The 24,664-nt window shown below is 29.7% G+C and carries 20 protein-coding genes; 6 read left to right on the top strand and 14 right to left on the bottom strand.

Annotated elements, in window-relative coordinates; translation table 11 throughout:
* Positions 1 to 94: 94 nt before the first annotated feature.
* From B5X81_RS24240 to B5X81_RS24200, 9 genes are all read right to left on the bottom strand, one after another.
* Positions 95 to 1,549, bottom strand: coding sequence for a HAMP domain-containing sensor histidine kinase (locus B5X81_RS24240; protein ID WP_079495612.1), 1,455 nt, complete (start codon positions 1,547 to 1,549; stop codon positions 95 to 97).
* Positions 1,549 to 2,235 (bottom strand): response regulator transcription factor, encoded by a 687-nt coding sequence (locus B5X81_RS24235; protein ID WP_079495611.1) that lies wholly within the window; start codon positions 2,233 to 2,235, stop codon positions 1,549 to 1,551. Before B5X81_RS24235 ends, B5X81_RS24240 begins: the two co-directional genes overlap by 1 nt.
* A 41-nt stretch (positions 2,236 to 2,276) precedes the next feature.
* Entirely contained in the window at positions 2,277 to 3,455 is a 1,179-nt protein-coding gene (locus tag B5X81_RS24230) for a hypothetical protein (protein WP_079495610.1), read from the bottom strand.
* 229 nt (positions 3,456 to 3,684) lie between these two features.
* The gene (locus tag B5X81_RS24225) at positions 3,685 to 4,941 is read right to left on the bottom strand and encodes a TRAP transporter large permease (RefSeq protein WP_079495609.1); all 1,257 of its coding nucleotides are present in this window, start codon (positions 4,939 to 4,941) and stop codon (positions 3,685 to 3,687) included.
* Positions 4,942 to 4,958: 17 nt separating this feature from the next.
* Positions 4,959 to 5,444 (bottom strand): TRAP transporter small permease, encoded by a 486-nt coding sequence (locus B5X81_RS24220; protein WP_079495608.1) that lies wholly within the window; start codon positions 5,442 to 5,444, stop codon positions 4,959 to 4,961.
* 203 nt (positions 5,445 to 5,647) lie between these two features.
* Positions 5,648 to 6,691 carry a TRAP transporter substrate-binding protein gene (locus tag B5X81_RS24215; protein ID WP_208985130.1) on the bottom strand — a complete coding sequence of 348 codons (1,044 nt, stop codon included), beginning with the start codon at positions 6,689 to 6,691 and terminating at the stop codon, positions 5,648 to 5,650.
* Complete coding sequence (locus tag B5X81_RS24210; protein ID WP_079495607.1) at positions 6,678 to 8,708, bottom strand: FAD-dependent oxidoreductase; 2,031 nt, start codon at positions 8,706 to 8,708, stop codon at positions 6,678 to 6,680. The genes B5X81_RS24215 and B5X81_RS24210 overlap by 14 nt, the downstream gene beginning before the upstream one ends.
* Entirely contained in the window at positions 8,708 to 9,463 is a 756-nt protein-coding gene (locus B5X81_RS24205) for a 3-ketoacyl-ACP reductase (protein WP_079495606.1), read from the bottom strand. The genes B5X81_RS24210 and B5X81_RS24205 overlap by 1 nt, the downstream gene beginning before the upstream one ends.
* Complete coding sequence (locus B5X81_RS24200) at positions 9,441 to 10,826, bottom strand: oxidoreductase (RefSeq protein ID WP_244282237.1); 1,386 nt, start codon at positions 10,824 to 10,826, stop codon at positions 9,441 to 9,443. The genes B5X81_RS24205 and B5X81_RS24200 overlap by 23 nt, the downstream gene beginning before the upstream one ends.
* Before the next feature lie 141 nt (positions 10,827 to 10,967).
* Between B5X81_RS24200 and B5X81_RS24195 the strand changes: the two genes are divergently transcribed.
* Positions 10,968 to 11,801: an AraC family transcriptional regulator gene (locus B5X81_RS24195; protein WP_079495605.1), complete on the top strand. Its 834-nt coding sequence runs from the start codon at positions 10,968 to 10,970 to the stop codon at positions 11,799 to 11,801.
* Positions 11,802 to 11,956: 155 nt separating this feature from the next.
* Positions 11,957 to 13,327 carry a DUF3298 and DUF4163 domain-containing protein gene (locus B5X81_RS24190; protein WP_079495604.1) on the top strand — a complete coding sequence of 457 codons (1,371 nt, stop codon included), beginning with the start codon at positions 11,957 to 11,959 and terminating at the stop codon, positions 13,325 to 13,327.
* A gap of 159 nt (positions 13,328 to 13,486) precedes the next feature.
* Here the strand turns inward: B5X81_RS24190 and B5X81_RS24185 are convergent, their stop codons facing one another.
* A complete protein-coding gene (locus B5X81_RS24185; RefSeq protein ID WP_079495603.1) occupies positions 13,487 to 14,245 on the bottom strand; it encodes a methyltransferase domain-containing protein in 759 nt (252 codons plus the stop codon).
* Between the two features lie 254 nt (positions 14,246 to 14,499).
* Between B5X81_RS24185 and B5X81_RS24180 the strand changes: the two genes are divergently transcribed.
* The 3 genes from B5X81_RS24180 to B5X81_RS24170 all read left to right on the top strand — a co-directional run bounded on the left by B5X81_RS24180 (position 14,500) and on the right by B5X81_RS24170 (position 18,747).
* Positions 14,500 to 16,146 carry a vanadium-dependent haloperoxidase gene (locus tag B5X81_RS24180; RefSeq protein WP_244282236.1) on the top strand — a complete coding sequence of 549 codons (1,647 nt, stop codon included), beginning with the start codon at positions 14,500 to 14,502 and terminating at the stop codon, positions 16,144 to 16,146.
* A 355-nt stretch (positions 16,147 to 16,501) separates the two neighbouring features.
* Positions 16,502 to 16,864: a BlaI/MecI/CopY family transcriptional regulator gene (locus tag B5X81_RS24175; protein ID WP_170917589.1), complete on the top strand. Its 363-nt coding sequence runs from the start codon at positions 16,502 to 16,504 to the stop codon at positions 16,862 to 16,864.
* The gene (locus B5X81_RS24170; RefSeq protein ID WP_170917588.1) at positions 16,864 to 18,747 is read left to right on the top strand and encodes a M56 family metallopeptidase; all 1,884 of its coding nucleotides are present in this window, start codon (positions 16,864 to 16,866) and stop codon (positions 18,745 to 18,747) included. Before B5X81_RS24175 ends, B5X81_RS24170 begins: the two co-directional genes overlap by 1 nt.
* A 63-nt stretch (positions 18,748 to 18,810) precedes the next feature.
* Here B5X81_RS24170 and B5X81_RS24165 read toward each other — a convergent pair whose 3' ends face one another.
* Positions 18,811 to 19,557, bottom strand: coding sequence for an alpha/beta fold hydrolase (locus B5X81_RS24165; protein ID WP_170917587.1), 747 nt, complete (start codon positions 19,555 to 19,557; stop codon positions 18,811 to 18,813).
* A 176-nt stretch (positions 19,558 to 19,733) separates the two neighbouring features.
* A complete protein-coding gene (rsgA, locus tag B5X81_RS24160) occupies positions 19,734 to 20,801 on the bottom strand; it encodes a ribosome small subunit-dependent GTPase A (RefSeq protein WP_079495633.1) in 1,068 nt (355 codons plus the stop codon).
* A 396-nt stretch (positions 20,802 to 21,197) separates the two neighbouring features.
* Here rsgA and B5X81_RS24155 point away from each other — a divergent pair, with 396 nt between their 5' ends.
* Positions 21,198 to 23,258 (top strand): transcriptional regulator, encoded by a 2,061-nt coding sequence (locus B5X81_RS24155; protein ID WP_079495599.1) that lies wholly within the window; start codon positions 21,198 to 21,200, stop codon positions 23,256 to 23,258.
* 280 nt (positions 23,259 to 23,538) lie between these two features.
* On the opposite strand, the gene B5X81_RS24150 is transcribed toward B5X81_RS24155, so the two are convergent.
* Both B5X81_RS24150 and B5X81_RS24145 read right to left on the bottom strand, forming a co-directional pair.
* Positions 23,539 to 24,108 carry a DUF1062 domain-containing protein gene (locus B5X81_RS24150; RefSeq protein WP_079495598.1) on the bottom strand — a complete coding sequence of 190 codons (570 nt, stop codon included), beginning with the start codon at positions 24,106 to 24,108 and terminating at the stop codon, positions 23,539 to 23,541.
* A 205-nt stretch (positions 24,109 to 24,313) separates the two neighbouring features.
* Positions 24,314 to 24,589 (bottom strand): CD3324 family protein, encoded by a 276-nt coding sequence (locus tag B5X81_RS24145; protein WP_079495597.1) that lies wholly within the window; start codon positions 24,587 to 24,589, stop codon positions 24,314 to 24,316.
* Positions 24,590 to 24,664 lie beyond the last annotated feature (75 nt).

The raw sequence follows: 24,664 nt of genomic DNA, 5'->3' as shown, positions 1-24,664 counted from the left end.
ACTAAGATTGAACTATATATTAAAATAAATAACATTCTAATTCCTCTCTATATAGGCAAGTTTGTACTAATCCTGTTATGAAACCAATTATTTCCTATGATTTCTTAAATTCGATTGTAAAAATGCTTCCTACTTTCTTTGAAGAATTAAAGGAAATATTTCCTCCATGCCTTTTAACGAATTTATTGACTAAAGCTAATCCTAGTCCTGTTCCCCCTCTACCTTCAATATTCTCCCTATCAACTCTATAAAAAGGCTCAAATATCTTTTCTTGATCCTCCTTTGAAATACCAATCCCAGTATCCTTTATTTCAACAAAAACAGAATTTTCATTCTCCCAATTTTTTATGAAAATTTTCCCAAAATCATAATTATATTTAATCCCATTATCTATTAAATTGATAAAAATATGCCTCATCATATTTTCATCGCCCTTTATTTTTATTGCACAAAGTTGTTTATTGATAGATATATTATGTTTCTCAGCTTTAGGTTCCATCATAAAACATATTTCTTCTAAAATGTTTTTGATATCCAAAGTTTCAAATTCCATCTCAAAATCATATTTTTCCCTATAGGATAAATTCAAGATTTTATCTACCATCTCCACTAATCTGTTAGATTGCTGTACAATATTCTCCCCTGCTTCCTTTGATAAATCCTTATCTTCATATAATGTAAGTAAATCCCCATAGGCTCTTATGGAAGTTAGTGGAGTTTTAAATTCATGGGTTACTGTACCTAAAAACTCTCTTTGTTCCTTTGTCATTTGCTCTAATTTTGTTACTGCTAACTTTAAATTGGATTTCTCCTTATGAAGCTCATCCATACTATTTTGAATAGCACTACTCATTTCAATAATTCCCTTACTTAATTCTCCTATTTCATCCTTTCTCTTTAGAGGTGCTAATATTTCCTTTTTTCCAGATTTTATTCCTTTAACCCATCCATTTAAGTTTGAAATATCTTTTACCAGTTTTGAAAAATATAAATAGGCTATTCCAATTCCTAAAATAAGAGATATTAAACCAAATCCTATAAATAATTGCTGAGTATTTTTCCTTAAAGAACCTAAAGCCCTATTCCTATATAAAAATTCAACAAAGCCTTTCACATCTCCCTCTTTTTTTAGTGGGAAATAATAGTAAATTTTATCTCTCCTTATGGTATATAAAATTTTATCATTTTTAATCGTATCGATAATTTTTTTGCTATTTCTATTTACAATCTGCTCTTCTGTATAGTTTGTATCCACTAAAGGATTACCTTTAAGATCATATACAATTGCTTTAGGATTTTTAAAATAATATTTATGGTAAATATAGTCTCCAAAAGAATCCATATCTTCCTCTATTTCATCATATCTATTTTTAAAATTTAAATGAAATTCCTTTTCTATATTGTTTTTCTCATACCCTAAAAATTCCTCTATCCTAGTAGCTTCATATTCTATTTCTCCTTTGATTACAAAAAAACCTAAAAAGAACATAGTAAAAAGCAATAAGAGAAAAATAAACCCCATGATTTTAAGTTTTATTCCAGCCTTCATCAAATATCAGCCCTACCCTTATAACCTACTCCATGGACTGTGTAAATAAGTTTTTCATATTTTTTTCCTAGTTTTCTCCTTAGCCTTTGAATATGGGTATCCACTGTACGAGTTCCTCCAACATATTCCATTCCCCATACTTTATCTAATAGTTCATCCCTCGAATATACTTTGTTTGGATTGGCTAAAAGTTCATATAAAAGTAAAAATTCCTTTGGTGTCAGCTCCATATCCTCATTTCTTAATATGGCTTGCCGATTTTCATAAATGAGTTCTAATTCTCCCCTTCTTATGGAAGTATTCCTTTGGCCCTCTTTCATACTCTTATCCATTCTACGGATACCGGATTTAACTCTAGCTAATAACTCCCTTATATCAAAGGGCTTTGTTATATAATCATCGGCTCCTAATTCAAGTCCTAAAACTTTATCTATTACATCAGTTTTAGCTGTAACCATTAATATCCAAACTTTTTCCCCCATAATTTTTTTGCAAAAATCATAGCCATTGAACCTAGGCATCATAATATCTAATATAATCATATCCGGCTTAAATACTTCATACACCTTTAGGGCTTCTATCCCATCAAAAGCTTTTCCTACCTCATATCCCTCTTTTTTAAGGGCATAGCAAAGGGCTTTTACTATACTTTTTTCATCATCTACAACTAAAATTTTTCTTGCCATCCAAACCCCTCCTCAAACCCATTTTTAGAAAATAACATCTATTATATTATATCTTCTATTTTAATAATGCAATACTCCAATTCTTGAGCAATATTATTTAATAAATTAACTCCTAAATTTTTACCATTTTTACTCCAAATTATATTATGAAACGTCCCTTCTCCTTCTTCAAAAGCCATAAATTTAAATTTTTTATGATTTTTCATATCAATCAAATACAATTCTTCAATGCTTTTGTTATTCTTATCAAAGGTTCTTATAAAATGCATTACTCCATATTCTCCATTAGGAGATATTTCTACTTTCTTTCGCAAATATCCCTTTTTCCTATTGTATAAAAACTCCTCATTTAAAGTTTTTCCATTTTCGTCCTTTTGGGTAAGATAAACATTATCTCCTCTTTTTTCTTCAATAAAAATATTTCCATTTCTTTCATTCATATTAAGGATTGTTTCTTTAAATGGCAGGATTTTTTCAGCACCTAGAGCTGCGTCATAAACATATGCTTCTTTTGAAAGTATTTCATCTAGTCCCATATAACCATCCTTTTTCATCTTTTCCCTTATAAAATATACCTTTGTTATCTTTGCATCTTCTTTCTTAATAGATACTATATTATTATCATAATAAATATCATTTTCACCTTTTTTCACGGGCAGTTGAAAATTTTGGATTTCTTTTAAATCTTTACTAAGATTTTTTATTCTTCCTTCATTTTTATTTGCTAAAATAAGACTTTTTTGATTATCACTGTGGTAAATAGATTCATTTTCTTTAATATAATTAGATATGTCCTTTATTTCTTTACTATCTATATTAATTTCATAGGCCACATCTTCTTTAGCTTTATTATTCTTCCTTGCGGTAAAATATAAGTACCCATTGGACTCTTGCACATTCCATATAGACCTAGCCCTTATATTTAAATTAGACAAATCTATGGATTGCTTATCATTATTTTTAACATCTCTTATTAGAATTTCCTTTATAGGCCCCTCATTATTTGAAAATGATTTTTGCTTCACTACAAAGTCTTCGTTTCCAAAACTCCCTATTATATCGTACCCACTTATTTTTTCCATCTTCAATTCTTGATGACTTTCTATGGCATTGGCATTTTCCATTATCTTAAATTTATCCTCTTGCCCCCAATTATTTGATAATCCCAATAGTAAAATGATCCCAATTATTGTTAATATACTTAAAACCTTTCCTTTCATGCTTTTCCCTCCAATATTTTTAGTTCTCCAAAAGATAAGCAAAATATCTTTTCTATGTCCATTATAAAGGAGATTTTTTTCAGGAAAATAAACAAATGTCACAGATTTGTAAACTTATTAAAAAAACAAAGAGGTTAACAGACAAATAACATCTGTTAACCTCTATTACATAATTCCATTTTTAAAGAAAATTTACTGCTATTTTGATATAACATCTTGAAAATACATTTTACTTGATTAACATAAGGGATAATTCAGGAACAAAGGTAATGATTAATAAATCAATAATTAAAAGAAGCACAAAGGGCATAGAGCCTTTAACAACATCAGGAATAGACATATTGCTTATGCCCGATGCAACAAAAAGATTTAATCCAAAGGGCGGTGTGAGCATTCCCAATGCCAAGTTTACAACCATAACTATTCCAAAATGAATTGGATTCATTCCCAGATTAGTAACTATCGGTAGAAATAATGGTGTTAAAATCAATACTGCCGCACTTGAATCCATAATCATACCTACAAATAGTAAGATTAAATTAATAGCCAATAGAATTACAATGAGAGAACTTCCTAGTCCCAAAACGCTCTCGGCTACCTTTGTAGGAACCTGCTGGAATGTTAGGTACCAGCTAAAAATTTTTGAATTTGCAATAACAAACATAATCATAGCTGATGTAACAACTGATTTTCGTGCAATGACCAATATGTCTTTAACATTAATCTCCTTATAAATAAAAACAGAAATAATCATACTGTATATAATAGCCACAGCTGCAGCCTCTGTAGGTGTAGTGAATCCTAAATATATCCCCCCTAATATAATTACAGGCATTAAAATACTAAAAAAGGCATCTTTAAAGGATATAATTACTTCTTTAAATGTTGGAAAATCTGTTTTCTCTTGTTTTCTTATTTTTGCATAAACATAGCTAAATATAATAAGTGTTATCCCAATAAAAATTCCAGGCACAATTGCTGCAATAAAAAGATCACTTATTGACAGCTCAGAAACAACACCATAGGACATCATTGTAATACTTGGAGGAATTATAATACCAAGTGAACCCGCAGCACATAATAATCCAACTGTAAACTTCTTAGGATATTTATTTTCGATTAAGTTTGGAATCATCACGCCTCCAACACCTGCTACAGTAGCAGGACTTGAACCAGATAACGCAGCAAAAAACATTGATGATATAATTGCAGTAATAGGTAATCCTCCAGTTATCCAGCCAAATAACTTATTGGCAAAGCCAATTAATCGCTTAGATGCCCCACCTTTTAGCATAATATCCCCTGCAAAAACAAAAAATGGTATGGCCATTAAACTAAAAGAATCTACACCTGAAAACATTTTTTGAACAGCCGTATGTAAATTAATATCACTTGCAGCCATGGCTATTATCGTTGATAATCCAGTAGTTATACTAATAGGAACGCCAAGTAGAAGTAGTATTATAAAACTTACTAATAATATCATTTCATCACCTCTTTGTCTTATATATTGCCATTAATTAAATCTAATATTTTATTTTTTATGCTAAATATATATCTTATCATCATTAGAAATACTCCAACCGGTACTGATGCATATGGAACATATAAAGGTATATTAATAGAGGTAGCTTTAGATCCTATATCTATAGCACTTTGAATCATTTCTACTCCAGCAATAACAATTAATATGCAAAATATAATATTAATAAAATCTATTAATATACTAAGTATTTGTTTGAATTTTCCAGAGGTCAAAATGAATAATGCATCCATATTAACATGAGCATTATCTTTAACTGCCATACTACTTCCTAAGAATATAAACCATGCAATCATAATTCTAGATAATTCTTCTGACCATGATATTGAATAGTTAAATTGATACCTAAGTACTACTTGTACAAAAACAAGCAATGAAGTTAAAATTAACAAGCTTGAAGCAAGTATCTCTTCTCCTTTGTTTAAATAATTAATAAGCTTTTTCATAAAACACACCCTAACGTTGTAATATTAAATTACGTGAAGAAAGTGCATAACTCTGCCTTGACTGGGTTACATAATACATATGATATAAGGTTAGAGATTTTAAAATCATACGTAGTAAATGATTTTTTGGGAAGGTAATTATGCAATTCCATCACATAAATGTATCAAGAGTTGTTCAACCCTTGATACATTTATATATTCTTTTATTTCGTGTATTTCTTAACTAAATTAAGTAATTCTTCTCCATTAGGTTTATTTAAAAACTCATCATAAGTAGCTTTAGTAGCTTCTTTAAATTCTGTTTTTTCCTTTTCTCCAAACTCATCAATAATCATACCTGCATCTTTAATTTCTTGTAAGTACTCTGCATCTTTTTGGGCTGTTTTATCCCATTCCCACTTCATTACTTCCCTAGCCACTTCCTTCGTTAACTCTTGTAAATCTTCAGGCATAGAATCAAATTTTTTCTTGCTCATAATGAAAGCATAGCCCATAAAACCATGATTACTAATTGTCATATAATCTTGTACTTCATAGAATTTTTTACTTGCAATATTTGCAAATGGATTTTCTTGACCATCTACAGTTTTAGTTTGTAAAGCCGAATACAAATCACTAAAGGGTACTGAAATTCCTCCAGCGTTAATAGCTCTAAATTGTGAAACTAAAAGAGGACTTTGGCTAACACGAATTTTTAATCCATCAAGATCAGCAACTGATTTTATTGGTCTACTGGAATTAGTAAGTTGTTTAAATCCACCTGTCCAATATCCAAGAGAAACTAATCCTTTCTCTTCTAAATAGCTATTCAGTTTTTGCCCAACTTCTCCCTCTAAAGCAGCATATGCTTCTTCACTGGAATTGAATAAGTAAGGCAAATCAAACAGCTCGAACTCTTCTACAAAAGAGGTAAGTGTTGAGAAAAAGGGTGCATTCATATCTAGTGTTCCAGATAATATTTGCTCATTAATTTCTTGATCTGCTCCCATTTGTGAGTCTGGATATATTGTGACTTTAATTCTTCCTTCGCTTCTTTCTTCAATAATTTTTTTAAATTCTTCTGCGGCCGCTCCTTTAGGAGTTGTTGGTCTAACAACATGTGCAAACTTCAGTTCATAAATTTCATCTTTCTGCGTTCCACTATTTTCCGAAGATGCATCCTTATTTCCACATGCTGCTAAAGGTAGAATCATAACTATCATTAAAACAATTGCTAAAATACTTTTTTTCATTTTAGTTAGTTTCATTATTTATTCCTCCATTATATATATTATTTTTTCTATACTCTCGCCAAATATTTTCAAACCAAGTATCATACTCCGGTATAGCTCTAACTGTAGTCCACATTTGTGTAACTTCTATTGACGAATTTTCTTCTTTTATTTGTGTTTCACAGACTTTATCTTCAATAGTGTTATCTAAAGAATATTTTAAATTTACTCCTTGATAGTCTATCTCATAATCACCATGTTCATTGTGAACAAGATATGAGCCCCTGCTGTCTCCGCCATACTCAATATACTCTTCTATAGAGCTTAATATTGAAATTTGAGTAATAAGCATATCATAAATGCGAAATACAACAGGTAATTCTTTCAATTCCTTAATATGTATCAAATCTGCTAATGAATGAAAGGTTTTATTGAAATAATCCATTGATTTTCTAATTCCTGAAATTTCTCTAATAAAAGACGCATTTTTTGACATCTCTTTCTGGAGTTTTGTTTGAAATTCCATTAAATTAGATTTTTGATTTTTATCAATCTTTATCATTTTTATAAAATCAATCTTCTTTTCTACCTGTGTCTTGACTTTTTCAGTAAATTGATTTATATCTATGGGGTTTTGAGTATAAACCTTTGAAACAAATTCTGCTGCTCTATAGCTACCTACTTGAGTAGAATTTAACGCTGTTCCTCCTGGACGATAAACTCCTAAAGTTCCATTAACCTCTCCTACAGGAAAGAAATGCTTCAAGTTACTTTGCCACCAGACATCTCCAACTAATCCTCCATTTTGATGTTGGGCACATACATCAATTTCTAAAAATTCTTTTTCTAAATCAATATTATGATCCTTATATAATTTAATAGCTAATGGATTCATTTTCTTTAATCTTTCAATAGGAGTTCTAAGTAAAGCATTAGAGTTAAACAAGTAATCATATGCCTCTTTTCCTAATAAATCAAATTGAAAAGCTCCATTTAAATCAGCACAAGTGGGATTATTTCTAAAATCCAGGAAAACTCGTCTCCCTTTTATCTGAGTTTCTATGTATATAAGAAGATCAATCATAGAAGACCCATTATTTGCAAGTTTTCGTGCATCAAAAGGCCATTGATAACCTTTTAAAAACACAGCATTCAATAAATCCGATGGATTATCAAAATAATCTTCCAAAAACTCTCTTTCATCATTCATATCATTGTCCGTTGATACATATCGTGGAATTACTTGTTGATATGTTCCTGATAAGTTCCATCTAAATTTTGTCGATGCAATTCCATATTGCCATTCAGTTAAGTTATGGGCTTTAACGCCAGCTTCCAGTGCTATTCCTGTGGCACCTGATTGGCTTTTGGGATATACAGACCTATAATAAGTAGATGCTGGTCCCCCTGTGCCATAAATAATATTTCTACAGCTGAAAAGTGTCAGTCCATAATCTGAATCATTTATATTTTTTATATCTATTGTTAAAACTCCAACTGATTCATTTTTGGTGAAATCCTTCAATATCCCTATTACTAAAAATTTATCAAATATATCCGTGCCATTTTTTTTAACTTGTTCTTCAAGCTTTTCAGTCATATATTTTGAAGTCAACGGTCCTACTGAACTAGCACGACTATTTTCATCATGATCTGTTTTATAACCTACATACTGACCATATTCGTCATGGGGAAAAGGCACCCCTATATGAATTAAATTATAAAAACTTTTCAAAGATAATACAGCTTCAACAAGTGCAATATCGCCATGCATAGCCCCACCATTATATAGGGTTTTTGCCATTTTAATTGGGCTGTCTTCGTCTTTTATCGTGGTAGACTGTTTATAATAAGTTTGTTTATCAGATCCTGTATTTCTAGATGTTCCCTTATTCATACCTTCAGTTATTAAAGATATATCCCTTTGCCCCAATTTATGCAAAGTGTCAGCAGCATTCAAGCTAGCTGCACCAGAGCCAATAATTATTGTATTATATTCATAAATATTAATTTTTGCATCCTTTATTTGGATTTCTCCACTGATTGCTTTCATTATAGCCTCCTGATATGATACCCTCCATCAACATTAATAACTTCCCCTGTTGAATAACTTATTTTAGGAGAGCTTAATAAACTTACTATCCCTGCTATATCTTCAGGAAAACCCCATCTTTTTATGGGGAACAGCCCTTCCTCTATCATTTTATCGTATTTTTCACTCACTTTTGCCGTCATATCTGTTTTAATAACACCTGGTCGAATTTCATATACGAAAATGCCATGCTCTGCTAATCTGTCTGCAAATAATGTAGTTACCATACTTATTCCTGCTTTTGATATACAGTACTCTCCTCTATTTGTAGAAGAAGTATACGCAGACATGGAAGAAATATTAATTATTTTAGGAATGTAATCTTTATTATTTTGTTTCATCATAACATTAGCAACTTTTTGTGTCATAAAATATGTTCCTTTAAGATTGATGTTTAATACATAATCAAAGCTTTCAGGTGTCGTATCTAGAATATCATTTCTTTCTTTTGGTGCAACACCAGCATTATTTACTAATAAATCAATTCTTTCAAATTCTTCTATAACTTTTTTAATAGCAGACTCAATTTTATCAATTGAGCTGATATCAGCTTCAATAAATTTAATCTTATTATTTGAGCTTTTTATGAGCTCAGCTATATTTTCATTCATACTTCTTCCAAGGCAAGCTACAGAAAAACCTTCAGCATACAGTTCTTTCACAATAGCAAGTCCTATCCCTCTTGTTCCTCCACTAACTACAGCAACCTTGTTCACTTTTATTCACCTCCCTATTTTTCATATCTTGATATATTGGTACATAAACCTTTGAATCTCTTACCACACAGCCACATGTCCCTATTTTGGCTTTCATTTCACTGCATTTACTGCAAGAAACGCAAACCTTATTTGATTTCATTTCTCCATTTTCTAAAATATCTCTTGCAAATTCAGGATAGGCAATGCTCTCTCTTCCAAATCCAACTATCCTGCATAATCCTTTTTCTAAACTTCCTGCCCCAACATAAGAGGCAAATTCTCTAAACCAACTATATCCTACCCCAACAATATTAACCTGGGGAATGCTTTTTTGGATTTCTCCTATTCCTTTAATTAATCTATTACAGCTAAGGATAACTTCTTCCTCTGGAATATATCCTCCTATATCGTAAGGTTTATTTATATGGGGAATAAAGTATGGATTTCCCATTGTTATACTGATTAAACGAACACCTTTCTGAGCAAGTAATTTAATGAGCTTTTTAGGTTCCTCTAAGTCAATGTCTAGTCCACCTGTTTTTGAAACCCCCCATCCATCAGGATAAGGTACAGCATCATAAATATTTAATCTTGAGGATAACAGTAAATCTTCACAATCTTTATCTTCTTTTATCTTTTCGATTATATCCAGCATTAATTTTGTTCTATTTTCAAAGCTCCCACCATATTTACCGTCCCTATTGTAAGCAGATAGCAGTTCAGACAATAAATAACCATGACATGCTTTTATATCTATACCATCAAATCCTGCTTTTTTGCTTAATCTTGCTGCCTCTACAAATTTTAATATAATACTATCCAAATATTCATCTGTTACTATAGGATGTTCTTGTGAAATCCCTATCTTATCATCTAGTATTTTTTTATGGGTTGCTATAATAGGATTTCTTTCTCCATTCGCTTTACAATATCGTCCAGAATGATTGAGCTGAATAATTGTTTTTGGCTGAAAAGCCTCTCCAAATTCTTCTTTTGCCGACTTTTTTATAAGATCATTTAATTTTCTAAAGGCTTTCCAATTATCTTCTGTTATCCACAGCTGTCTATCATTGGATCTACCTTCTTTTGTTACACTGACCGCTTCCAACCATATAAGCCCTGCACCGCCTCTAGCAATTTTTTCATATTTCCTATATGTTAATTCAGTTGGGCTACCGTATTCATCAGAATCTCCTCCCTCCATTGGATGGGTTGCTAATGCATTGGGAATAATATGATTATCTATAACAAGTTTCTTCTTAAATAATTCAAAGTTACTGGAAATTTTAATATCTAGATTTAATTTCTTAATATCGTTTTCCAAGTCTTCAATATTTTTATAAGTAAAATTACCCTTACTTCTGCATATATTACTTGACAATTGTATACCTCCCTGATTTCATTCAATGTCCCTTATATTTAATTTGTTTGATCATTGCTATTATAATATAATAGTGGATATACTTATATCGAATACTTGCTCCAAAATTGATAAAACTTGTCTTTTGAAAGGAGGGATTTAATGAACTATCAAAATATAGATATGAATCATGTGACTCTATCCTTTGAAGAAAGTGGTTTAGATGAACATTATCATAACGGTTATGAATTGATATTCATTACAGAGGGAAGTTCAAAATTTGTGATTAATGGCTCTAGCTATAATTTTGATAAAAATAGTTTAGTTTTCATAAATAGCCTTGAAAAACATAAAATGTTCCCAATTAAAACTCCTTATTCTAGATATATGATTATTATCGACTCAGATTATTTGGACAATACAATAAGAGAACCCGCTTTACTTTCTATCTTTAAAATTAGGCCTAAAAATTTTAAACATGGTTTCAAAATTAAAGATGAACATGTTGAGCTAGTGAAAAGTTTATTTGATCAGCTTCACTGCATTTATTTAGAAAAGAAAGTATTTTGGCATATCAAATTTATTTCAGTATTATCAATTTTTACAATTTTAATTTATAGGGAGTATACCGATTATTTTCCTATAGTGAATATTGGAAAAAATGAACAACGTGTACTTAAAGTGCAGCAATATATTGATGAAAATTTTAAAAGTAACATAACATTAGATTCAATCGCTTCAAAATTTTTTATAAATAAATATTATCTCTCTCATTCTTTTAAAAATATAACTGGATTTACTGTCAAACAATATATATTATTAAAAAGAATTGCTGATGCAAAAAATCAGCTTTATTATACAGATAATAATATTACTAATATTGCATTGGACTGTGGTTTTAACAGCCAAAGTAATTTTATCCGACTCTTTAAAAAGAAAGAAGCTCTAACACCACTTCAGTTTAGAAAGCATTACAGGCAAAATGATAATTTTTGATACGACTATTATGTAAAATCCTCCCATAAAAAATCGAAGGCTATTGATTAATATTTGATTTAAAATTGTAACTATTTTGCAACTCTTCTTTTTAATAAAAAATTTATAATAATATCAATGACAACAAAACAATAAAAATTTAGAGGAGGATTTCGATGAATAAAAAGATATTACATACAATGGTGGTAGGTGCACTTGTTGGAAGTATATGTATAAGTGGTTTTGAAGCTATGGATATGAAAATTTATGCAAATGATATAAAAAATGAAAAAGCGTATCACAAGGATTTTGAAGTGGATAAGAAGGAAATAAAGATTGACGAGGCTTATATTAATGGTAATATAAAAATTCCTGTTGTAAAAAACATTGAAAATGAAGAAATACAGAAGAGTATAAATGATTTATTAGAAAAAAATATCAATCAGTTTATGGATGAGGAAATAAGGGTTGCAAAAACATGGTATGAATCAGATCATCCAGCCTATTCAAAAGTTTCCATCTCCTCTGATTTTAATATAACAATGAAGGATGAAAATATTCTAAGCTTAGTTTTAATGGCCAATTCAACAAAATTTGATGAAAAGAAGATATTTTCCTATACAATTGATATAAACACGGGAAAGGAAATTCCCCTTTATAAATTATTTGATAAGGATGAAGATTATAAGGAAGTAATAAAAAAATATATAATGGATAATTACAAAGAAGAGGAAAATTTTACTTATGTAACTAAATCAAATATAAAGGACGATCAGTATTACTTAAAAAATGATACTCTTATGATTGTAATTGATAATCCTATGAAGGATAGTGAATTTTCCATTCCTATAGAAACCTTCGAAAAAGGATTTAATACAGATATAAAATTAAACCCCAATGCAGCAATAGTTAATACAAAGAAGATTGAAGAAGATGAAAAGCTCTATAAAGCAAATATCTATATTCCTGTTATATCTGGTAATGTGGATCAAAAAGTAGCAGACAAAATTAATGAGCTATTTGAAAAAGATGCATTAGCTTTTAATGAAGGAACAAAGGAAGGTTCAGAAGAATATGCCAAAGAAGTAAGTCCTTTTGTAGGAAAAATAACTTTTGAGGAAACAAAAAATGAAAATGATTTATTAAGTATTTATATGAATTATTATAAGTACACTGGTGGAGCCCATGGACAAAGTAGTAGTCGCTCCTACAATATTGATCTAAAAACAGGAAATATAATTGAGCTAAAGGATTTATTTAAAGAGGAATATGATTATAAAAAAACAATAAATGGAAAAATCAAAGAACAAATTGCTCAAATAAATGAAGAATGGAAAGAAGAAAAAATATCTCAAGGACAAAATCCTGAATATATAGGTGAATTATTTCATCAATTTACATCAATTAATGAAAATCAAGATTATTATTTAAAAGATGATAAGATTGTAATATATTTTCAACCAGAAGAAATAGAATCTGCTGCCATAGGTATACCTGCCTTTGAAATTTCTATGGAGGATTTAGAAGATGGTCTAAAGGTAAAATAGGCAGCAAAAAAGCAGGTGATAACGCCTGCTTTTTTCACTATAATCTCTTTTCAGCTAAATTTTTTTCTATTATCTTGACTTATATCCTGTCTTAGACTAAATAATATTTTAGTACATTTAAGAATTTATGTGATGTTAAGCACAGAAACCTTAATAGATCTACTTATTATTTTTTGCAGCTATTATAAATCGATGCTCTATACTTTCTACATATCCATTGGTTTTTATTTTACTCTCTAATTCACAGAGCTTATCAAAACATTTTTCTACTGAAAAATTTGGAAACTCCCATTCGATAATATTGGCAAAATATACAATTGCACCAACATCAAAGAATTTTAAGTAAGGGAAATATTCATTTTCATAGAGAATACTAAAATCAAGGTTCTTAAATCTATTTACTTCTTTATTAAGTTCAAAATCATGACATTCTGATTTGAAATCATGTATCAGAAACCTTGACAACTTTTCATTGTTTTTCCCACCTACTTGTTGAGTAATAAATATACCATTATTCTTTAGAATACGTCTTACCTCTTTGGCATCATAATCTTCATGTCTATTAATAACCATATTAAATGTATTGTCATCAAAGGGTAATTTTTTATCATCAAAAACTTGTTTAACAGTTATACCCAATGGCTCAAGTGTTTCTTTGCAAAGCTTCAAATTAGGCTGCCATCCTTCTGTAACTGAAGTATTGGTATAAATATGTTTTAATGAAAGTAAAATTTCTCCTCCTCCAGTCCCCATATCTAGTAACATGTCATCTTTATTTAAGTACTTACTAATAAGACTTTTGTAATCCCAGGGTAGTTTCTCCTCTTCCAATCGACCATCTAAATATGAAAAATCCCATCCTTTAAACTTCTTGTTCTCTTCCAATAACCATTTTTGTTTCAAAATATTACAATCCATAATAGCCACTCCTTTAATATTTTTTATAGCTAGAAAAATATAACGGTGCAGCTATCTGATAGCATTTTTTACTTTTACCTCGATGCAATCTGCTACCAGATTTTAAACTGCACCGAGTAATTATCTCGAATAAGCCTCATAATGGGTTCACCGCCTTTCATACTACAAAATAATGCTTTGGACAAATTATATGTATTTGTAACTTTTTAAATCTGAATACATATATAGATAGTGAAAAAGTATAAAATAAATATATGAATGAGGTAGATAAAGATATGGGACAAAATAGTAATCAAAAAGGAAAAAATGGAAGAATAATAAATTGTAAAAATGAGATACATGAAAAAGAAGCTGCAAATATAAACTCAAATTTAGGAAAACATTCTGGAATTGGACCATTAACTCCTCTACAGCGTCGTGAAGAGGCATTTCAAATTCGACAAAACGCAGCCCAATTTCAGAGAGACCTTCCTCTACCAGGTCATCCATGTAATGGTGATGAAAATTTATATGCAAATAAGATTGGTAACTTCTCTAAGACCTTGCCACATAATAAACTAGGAGAAGTTGACATTGATGCATATAACATTTTTATTCAAGCGTTAACCACCGGTAATCCCGATATTTTTGAAGCCATTCCTTTAGGTGGCATTATGAAACTCGCCAATCCTCAAGGTTCTTATGCATATGATTTGATGGGACCTGATTCTCATCATTTGACCATGTTGGTGCCCCCAACCTTTAGCAGTGTTTGGCGTGCCAGTGAAATGGCTGAAGACTATTGGGGGGCTCTAACCCGAGATGTGGCTTTCATAAATTATGATACTAACCCACTTACTATTGAAGCCGCTGCTGATCTATCAAAGTTTTCTGATTTTCGAGGACCTAAACAAGATGGAGTTGTTACTACAAAGACATTATTTAGGGGGAATTTACCTGGTGACTTAGTAGGACCCTATATTTCACAATTTTTTTATAAAGATATTCCATTTGGCAATAAAACCGTCATCCAACGATATAACAGTCCAGTGTGTGGAAATAATTTTATGGTTAGCTACGATAAATGGCTAGATATCCAAAATGGAGAATTGCCAAATAGTTCAATAACCTTTGATTCACCTCTACGTTATATTCGAAATGGCCGTGATTTGGGGCAATGGGTTCATGTAGATTTTACTTACCAAAGTACGCTAACTGCTTGCTTGGTTCTACTAAGTTTTGGATCTAGAGCATTAGACCCACAAAACCCTTATCTAAATTCTAGAACTCAAGATGGCTTTGTAACCTTTGGTACAGCCCAATTTTTAGACTTTGTTACTAAGGCAGCACGATTGGCACTAGAAGCTGCCTGGTTCCAGAAATTCTTAGTCCAGCGAGTCCTTCGTCCCGAGGCCTTTGGTGGATGTGTTCAAAATAATTTAACAGGAGCAACCACCTATCCTATTAATAAGGAATTATTTAAATCTAATGCTCTTACTAAGATATTCTCTAAATATGGTACTTATTTGTTACCCATGGCCTATCCGGAAGGTTCTCCTAATCATCCAGCCTATCCAGCTGGTCATGCTTGTATTGCTGGAGCTTGCGTTACTATTCTAAAAGCATTTTTTAACGAATCATTTATAATTCCTGACCCGGTTGTGGCTAGTGCTGATGGTATTTCCCTATTACCTTATTCAGGAGAGGCCTTGACAGTAGGAGGAGAATTAAACAAGCTTGCTTCTAATATCTCTATTGGTCGAAACCTAGCAGGTGTCCATTGGCGTTCTGATTCCAACTCTGGTTTAAAATTAGGTGAATCAGTAGCTATCCAAATTCTACAAGACTACAAAAACACCTACAATGAAAACTTTAATGGATTTACCCTAACTAAATTTGATGGAACTACTATAATAATCTAAAATATAAATAAAACCTATTTGGTATTTTTCAAAAGAATAGATAAGTGAGGAAATTGCATAATACTAACTTGGCAAAACTGCATAATATATGTGGTATATCTTTGCAGATTATAAAACTATATATAATAGATAGTTTTTGCTAAAGGTAATTATGCAATTTGCTCAGTTAAATATATGTGATACATTACTATTCGTACTAAATACTTTTATATACATTATATTATTTTATCAAATAAAACCTTATTTGTCTTATTTTTAAAAAAATTATAGAGTTTTTACAATTCTTATATTGACAACATCTTACTACAGATGTAGAATGATATATATTACTACATTTGTAGAAAGGATGGTAGCCTTGAAAACTAAACTTACAGATTCAGAAATTATTATCATGAACATACTTTGGGAATCAGGCCCTCTTAAAGCTGGGGAAATTGCAGAAATCACTTTAAAAAAGAAGGGATGGAAAAGAAACACTACATATACTCTCATACAGCGACTTATAAAAAAGGATGCTATTCTGCGCACAGATCCAAATTTTATTTGTACGCCAATTCTAAAGCAAGATGAAATAAGAATAGAAGAAACTAAAACTCTTCTTGATAAAATGTATAATGGATCTTTCAATCTTCTTGTGAAAAATTTTATAAAAAAAGAGAGTTTATCACAAAAAGAAATTGATGAGCTTAGAAACATAATTGATGAGGTGGATAAATGATGGATAATATTTTTAATACCATATTGCAGATGAGTATTATGGGAGGAATACTTGCCTTTATAGTAATAATACTCAGAAGCTTAACTAAAAACCACATACCTAAAATAGTTTTATACTTGATGTGGGTTCTGGTATTTATTAAGTTCATCGTGCCAATAGATCTTTCATCACCCATTAGTATTTGGAATGATATTGATCTGGAAAAAAACACTACAAATATTGTCAGAAGTGAATTTTTAATCCCCCATAACAATAGTCCCATTGATCAACCCATAGAAGCCACACAATCAATTACATCCATTGAAAAAAATCAGGATAATATTACTAAAGAGATAGATTATAAAAATTCCACTGAAAAAAACATAAATATTTTTTCATTAATATGGTTTACAGGCGTAATCGTTTTTGTCACAACTCTTATTATTATGTGTTTTCTTATAAACAAAAGATTTAGATATGCACAGCCTATTGAACTGGATTTTATGAAGAATATTTTTGATGAAAGAAATAATAGAATAAAAGTATATAAAGATAAAAATGCCTCTTCACCAATGGTTTTAGGCATAATACGTCCTAAAATTATTTTACCAGAGGATTTTGATATGAAGGAAGAAAAAATGTTAACCCATATCATATTACACGAAGTACAACATATAAAGTGGAAAGATAGCTTAATAAATATCTTATCTCTAGTTATTCTATCTATTCATTGGTTTAATCCAATCCTATGGATTAGCTATATTTTATTTAGTAGAGATATTGAAAGCTTCTGTGATGAAAGGGTTTTAAGACAAATAGGAGAGGAAAAAAAATCTGAATATGCAAACTCACTATTATCTTGTGCAATAAACAAACATAAATTTACACTAGTATGTACTTGCTCATTCAGAAAAAACAACGTTAAGGAAAGGATTAAAGGAGTTATGAAATATAAAAAAATTGGGATAATAAAAAGAATCCTATCTATAGTTTTCACAGCTGTAGTACTATTGATATTTACCACTAATTGTACAAATAAAATGCCACAAGATGAGATAATAGATGACCTAAATTCAAATCAACTATATCAGTCTATAGAGAATGAAAAAACTGAATTTACAAAATTAATAAAAAAGAGCAATAGGGTGAATATATTGTTAATGGGTTTAAATGGAGTTAGAACAGATACCATGATTTTAGCTAGTTTTAACCCAAATAGTAAATCTCTAGATTTAATTTCTATCCCTAAAGACACATATTATTATACAAAGGGATATGATTCTCCATCTTTAAAAAAGATAAATGCAGTATATGGACACAAAGAGGTTAATTTTGGGGGTCCAGAGGGAGTTATGAAAGCAGTCTCTAATCTTCTCAATTTACCGGTAGACCACTATGTAACATTCTCATATGAAGATGTGGAATCAATAGTTGATTCTCTTGGAGGCATAAAGGTTAATATTCCTTTTGATATGGATTATGACGATCCTTGGAGCGAGCCACCATTACATATTCACCTCAAAAAGGGAAATCGGGTATTAAGTGGAAAAGAGGCAGTACAGTTTTTAAGATACAGACAAAACAACGGCAATAGCCACTCAGATGGAGATATTGGTAGAATAAATCGTCAACAGCAGTTTATTAAAGCAGCTGCAAAACAAGCCTTTAGTTTGAAATTACCTACAGTTGCCAATACTGTTTTCAATAATGTTGAAACTAGTATGAAAATTGAGGATATAGGAAATTATTCCAAAAAGGCTATGGGGATATCAATAGAAGATATAGAAACTTATAATCTCCCAGGAAAATCTGAAGCCATAAATGGAATATCTTATTATGTTCATGATGAAAAGGAAACTAAAAAATTGATATTGCAAATATATAAAAAAGAATTAGAAAATTAATTAAGATGGCTGATATGGAGCCAATAAAAGCCGGGAGTAATACTACTCTCGGCTTTTATAATTCTATATTTTTTTAAAAAAATCCATAACACTTTCTCTAAAATCTTCTGGCCTACTCCACATTAATGGATGAAAACCTGTAGGGAAAAGCATTATTTTTGAATTAGTTATTTGGCGCGAAACATTACAAATATTTATTTCTATATTTGTAATGGCATCATCGGATAAACTGCCTGTAAGCAAAACTGGACATGTTATTTCATTTAGTCTCTTTTTATAAAAACTTTCATTTTCTTTAGATACATGTTTTAGGAGCTGAGAATCTAATTCAACAACCTCTTGCCAATCTTCACCATGGCATATCTGCCAAAACAATTTCATTTCATCGGTTGCCATTTTACGGGCCTCTACTTGTTTATCAAAATCATTTTTATTTGGATATTCTCCTGTAATACTATCAGCAACAACACATTTAACTAATTCTGGTGATATAATTGCTATATTAATGGCAATTATACCTCCTCCACTTGTTCCAACTAAAATACAGTCTTTTATATCTAAAGATTTTAAAAGTTCTTTACACATCTCTGCATTTGACCACCAAAAATCTAATTGTACTCTTTTTAATCTTTCTGTTTTCCCATAGCCTAAATAGTCTGGACAAATAACTCTATAATATTTCGAAAAAAACTCAATATCATATCTATGGGCCGATGAAGAGGAAGTATTACCAGGTAATAATATTAGCGGATCCCCCTGCCCCTTATTAATAAAATAAACTTTTCTCCCATTATAATTAAAATATGGCACTGTCATCACTCCTTAGATTGTAATGATTTTAAACAATGCCTAATTAAAAATCCCCATTAAAATACCTCCTTATTAGAGAATAAAGATTGTCACTCATTAAATTTTATCATATTTTAGGATTTTAGTAATTGTTTGTTCTAATTTTAAGTCTCTATATGTTTTAGATATTCTATATTCTATTTTCTATTTTTTATCTTCTTTATTCCATCTAAACTTCCTAGCATATTTACTATTTTTTTCTTCTCTAATTGTTTTGAATTGAGTAATTTTTTATCCTCCATGTACTCTAACTCTTTTTGTAACTTTTTATAGCTTTTTAATCTTTCTTCAGTAATTTTTCCCTCTTCAATTGCTTTTTTTACTGCACATTTTGGTTCACTTTCATGTTTACAATCTCTAAAATAACAATTTTTTGAGATTTCATTAATATCTGAAAAGGAAGTCTCCAAGTCCCCGTTATATATTTGAAGTTCTCTCATACCAGGAGTGTCAATAACAATTCCACCACAAGGTAATTTGATAAGTTCTCTATAGGTCGTAGTATGTCTGCCCTTATCATCTTTTCTTATATCATTTACTTTTTGTCTCTCTTCCCCAAGTAAAATATTTATTATTGTAGATTTTCCTACACCAGATGAACCTATAAAAGCTACCGTATCTTTAGGCTTTATTTGAGCCTTTATCCTATCTATACCTTCTAAATTTATTGAGCTTACTACTAAAATATTTATACCAAAAGCAACTTCCTCTGCTTTACTTATTTTTTCACTGATATTTTTACATAAATCAGCCTTAGTCAAAATAACTATTGGTTGTGCTCCACTATCCCAAGCTAAACTTATATATCTCTCTAATCTTCTAATATTAAAATCATTATTTAGTGCCATACATATAAATACTTTATCGATGTTTGATGCTATTATCTGTTCTTCATTCTTTTTTCCAGGAATATTTCTTGAGAACACACTTTTTCTTGGTAATATTCCTTGAATAATACCTATACCATCCTTCTCATTATCCTTGTTTAGTATAACCCAATCGCCTACAGCTGGATAGTCGGATTTAAGAATAGCTTTATAGTTTAATTTTCCCGATATTTTACTTAATATTTCTCCCTTTTCAGTTATAACTCTATACATATTTTTATGCTCTACAGATACTCTACCTAAAAAATAGCCTTTATAGTTTTCTTCAAATTTCCTTTTAGTTTCTTCTTTTAATCCAAAATCTATTAAATTTATCATTTTATCCAATTTATTATCCTCCAATATTCTTAAGTCATTTATAATCTTACAATCAAAATAACAACTTAATGAATAAGAAAGCATTTATTTAATTATATCCTACAATTTAGGAGTTCAAATTAGTTAAACCCACTTATTTATTAAGTCGTTTAACTACAATCTCTAATGCACCCAAATTATTATTAATTAACATAAAACAAAACTCCTTTTTAATTTTATATTTCTATATAATTATCTCATAATTTCTAATATTCTTCAATATATCCCTACTTTAGCTGTGCAGTAGGCTTTGCTAAAAATATGCTTCTAAATTATATTCTATAGAAAATATTATAATTCTAATATGATATAATTACCAATGTGAAGATTAACAACTTAATATTTGGAGGAGATATAATGAAAAAAATATGCTACATACTTACAATCATTATTTTAATTAATTTAGCACCTTATAACGCTTTTGCTAATGATGATGAAATATGTGATGAGGTTTTTGAAAAAGGACAATTTATTGAATTATATACAAGTATATGTGATAGTGCAATAAATATATTAAATTCTTCTATAGATGATTCTAAGAAAGAAGAAAAACTTCAAAATCTATTTGATAATTATAAATTAGATACAAGGGAAATGGAATCCCCAAAGTCTTTCATAAATATTGATAGTTATAATAAAGAAAAAAAATGGGTAAATATGATTACTAGAGGATTAATAAATACTATAGAAGTAAAAATAGAAGATTCATATTTTCAATATAAAGACCCAATAAATAGAATAGATAAAATAGATGCTTTATTAAAATTTTATAAGCTTGATAAGGAAATTAGTAAATATGAACTAATGAAATTAGATGATAAATTTTCTTCTATAGATATTTATGGGGATATATCAGATATAATAGAAAATTATAATACTAAAAAACAGTTAGCCTTGTCTCTTAGTAATGTGGTAGAAAGAATAGAGAATGAAAAAAAATATAGCCATATAAAAACAATACTTGAGGAATATCTTATGGCTCACCAGTTAGGTGATTCTATAGATTCTAGTGAACTAGTAAAATTGGTAGAAAAAACAAAGGATAATGATAAAAGAGTAAAATTACTATTTGATGAAATAATTATAAAAAAAAATGAAAAGAAATTTCAAGAAAAAATAGAAAATATTGCTGAGGAAATTATTGAATCTATAAATTATAATAAATATTATGATTGTGCAGAAAGAATCAGTGGAATTTTAAAGGATAATGATATAGCCCATGGCTGGAATTTAGATGATGCTGTAGCTAATGTTGCTCAATATACTGATATGGGATATAAGACAAAACAAGAGGCAATACAGTCAGAAGTCTTTAGTCAAATAAAGTTTTCATACTCTAAAGAAGAAATAGACACTATATTAGATGAGATAGTTTCTATACTCGAAGCCGAATCTGAAGCTAAAATGAGCTATAAAGAAATAAGCACAGAGCATTCTGATGAAATATATGAAGAATTTTTAGATCTCGTTTATGATTATAGAATAAGTGATATTAAACAATATATAATCCCTGAAGATATAGCCTATGCTTATTATAATTATGAGGATTTAGGATATGAAACTGCCTTTGAGTCTACTGTAGAACATTTGAGGAAAATATTAAAGAAAAGTGAGTTAAATGATAATATTTTAAAGGTTATTAAAGAAAGTAAGTATAATTTACCAGTTATAATTGAAGGTGTAACAGTGGTTTTAGATGATGAAGATGAATATAAGGAATATTTGAATACAGCAGAGATTAATAAAATAATAGATTCTAAGCCAAAAAATATAGATGCTGCTATATTGGAGCTAATCCTTGACAGTATAATTGAGTCTAGAAAAGAATATATTATTTATTTTACTTATGAAATGGATGAATTAAATAACCGAGGAAATAAAGATAAAGAAATAAAAATAGCAAATATTTTAAATGATAAAAGACTATATTCCCTTGTTGATGAAGATAAAATTATGGATTTATATATAGGCCATAACGATAAAGATATTCCTTTAAAACAAGAACTGTATAATGAATTATTTAAAAAATTAATTTCATCTAAATCTAATATAGAAAATACAATTAAGGAAAGTATCATAAAAATTATTGATGAAATGGATTCAATAAATAATCAAGATTTAGAATACATAATAGATAAAACTCTTATGCTTTCAGGTTTAGACACCTATGTAATTCAAAATGATATTAAAAATGCCTACTGCTTTCCTTTGAAATATGGATATAGTGATAGAAAATCTGGTATTGTAAAGATAATTGAGAAGGGGATGAATGAAAAAATATCCTCTGAAATACATGACATATTTAATAAAAACCTAAATAAAAGGGATACTGAAAAAGAAATTAGGATTGTTTTAAAAAGAAATTATCTGGATTCTAATATGAGTTTTACTGAAATAAAAGAAAAATATAAAAAATAAATTTATAGGACTTACTTTACAAAAAGCAAGTCCTATTTTATCTATTCTCCATAAATATTACTAATTAAGGAAGTTGCATGACTCTAATTTGGCAAAATTGCATAATATATATGGTATAGCTTTGGAGATTTGAAAACTATATGTAGTAGATAGTTTTTGCAGAAGGTAATTATGCAATTTGCTCAATTATAAAGATAACCAACATTAGAATTTATAATACTTTAGAGTTATTTATCTTTATATTAAACATAAATTTTTACAATACTTATGTAAAGGCGCCTTAACCTTCAATTGGCCACTTATCAATAATCAATATAGCATCTGCTTGCAATCTGCATTTTTTTAAATTAAGTCCGCTAACGCTTCGAATTGATCCACTATTTATCATCTGCTTAAAAGTATTTTGAGATAAATTCATTTTTTCCCGCAGCAAAGAAGATACTTTAAGTCGAGATGGATAAGAGCTTTTTATATGCAATTCTATAGGCGTACCAAAGTTGATATTGGCCCCTAGTATTTTATACTTTGGAAGTCCAATTTCTGCCCCATTCCTGCGTATTAACTCTATATCCATAGCATATCTTTTGGCGAGCTCTCCATTGTTGCTATAAAACCCATCTAATATTTTAGGGGCGACATTTTTAGGGTTGATACGGGAATAAATAGTCATATTCCAAGTAGAATCACAATCTAAACATTTATAGATTAACCATATATCTAAATACTTGCGTTGTGCATTTATCCGGAACAACCCGGAGCAAAGGTATTCTGTCTTTTTACCACATTTCTTACAATACTTAATTGCAGGTGGTGGGGATAAATACTGTATATCCCAGGTTATCTTTTGCATGAAAATTACTCCTTCCTATTAGAATCTAATAGGAAAAATAACAGGTGGATTCTTACTAATCCTTTTCATTATACTCACTCCTAATTCAGTATTTTTTCTACTTAAAAATTGTACCATCTGAATATACAAAGCTAAACCTTAAAGATAATTAGTAAAAGAAAATGAGCCAATACAGTAAAGAAACTGAATTGGCTCATTGGAAAAGTTAATCACTATTTTTTTGTTCCCTTATTATCCTTTGTATACTTTTCAAGGATAAAAAGTATTTTCTAGATAAACCTTGTGAACTATAACCCGCCAAATAGTCTTCATAAATCTGTTTATTTCGTTTGTATAATTCTTGGCGGGTAGAGGTCCTAGATCCCCATTCCCTTTTGTTCCCTGATTTTCTTGGAATATAGATAAACTCCCCATCTACATATTCCTGCACCTTTTCAAGCAAATCATTAGGGAGTATATAAATTGCTTTCTTATAGCTCATTTTGCCCTCCTAAAAGTATTATTTCGATTAGGAATAGCAAAGGCTATATTCAAATCTTATTTTTGTATTTTAACT

The organism is Maledivibacter halophilus, assembly GCF_900167445.1.
GTDB classification, from domain to species: domain Bacteria; phylum Bacillota; class Clostridia; order Peptostreptococcales; family Caminicellaceae; genus Maledivibacter; species Maledivibacter halophilus.
The sequence above is the reverse complement of the archived record's forward strand: the minus strand, read 5'-3'. Positions and strand labels throughout refer to the sequence as shown.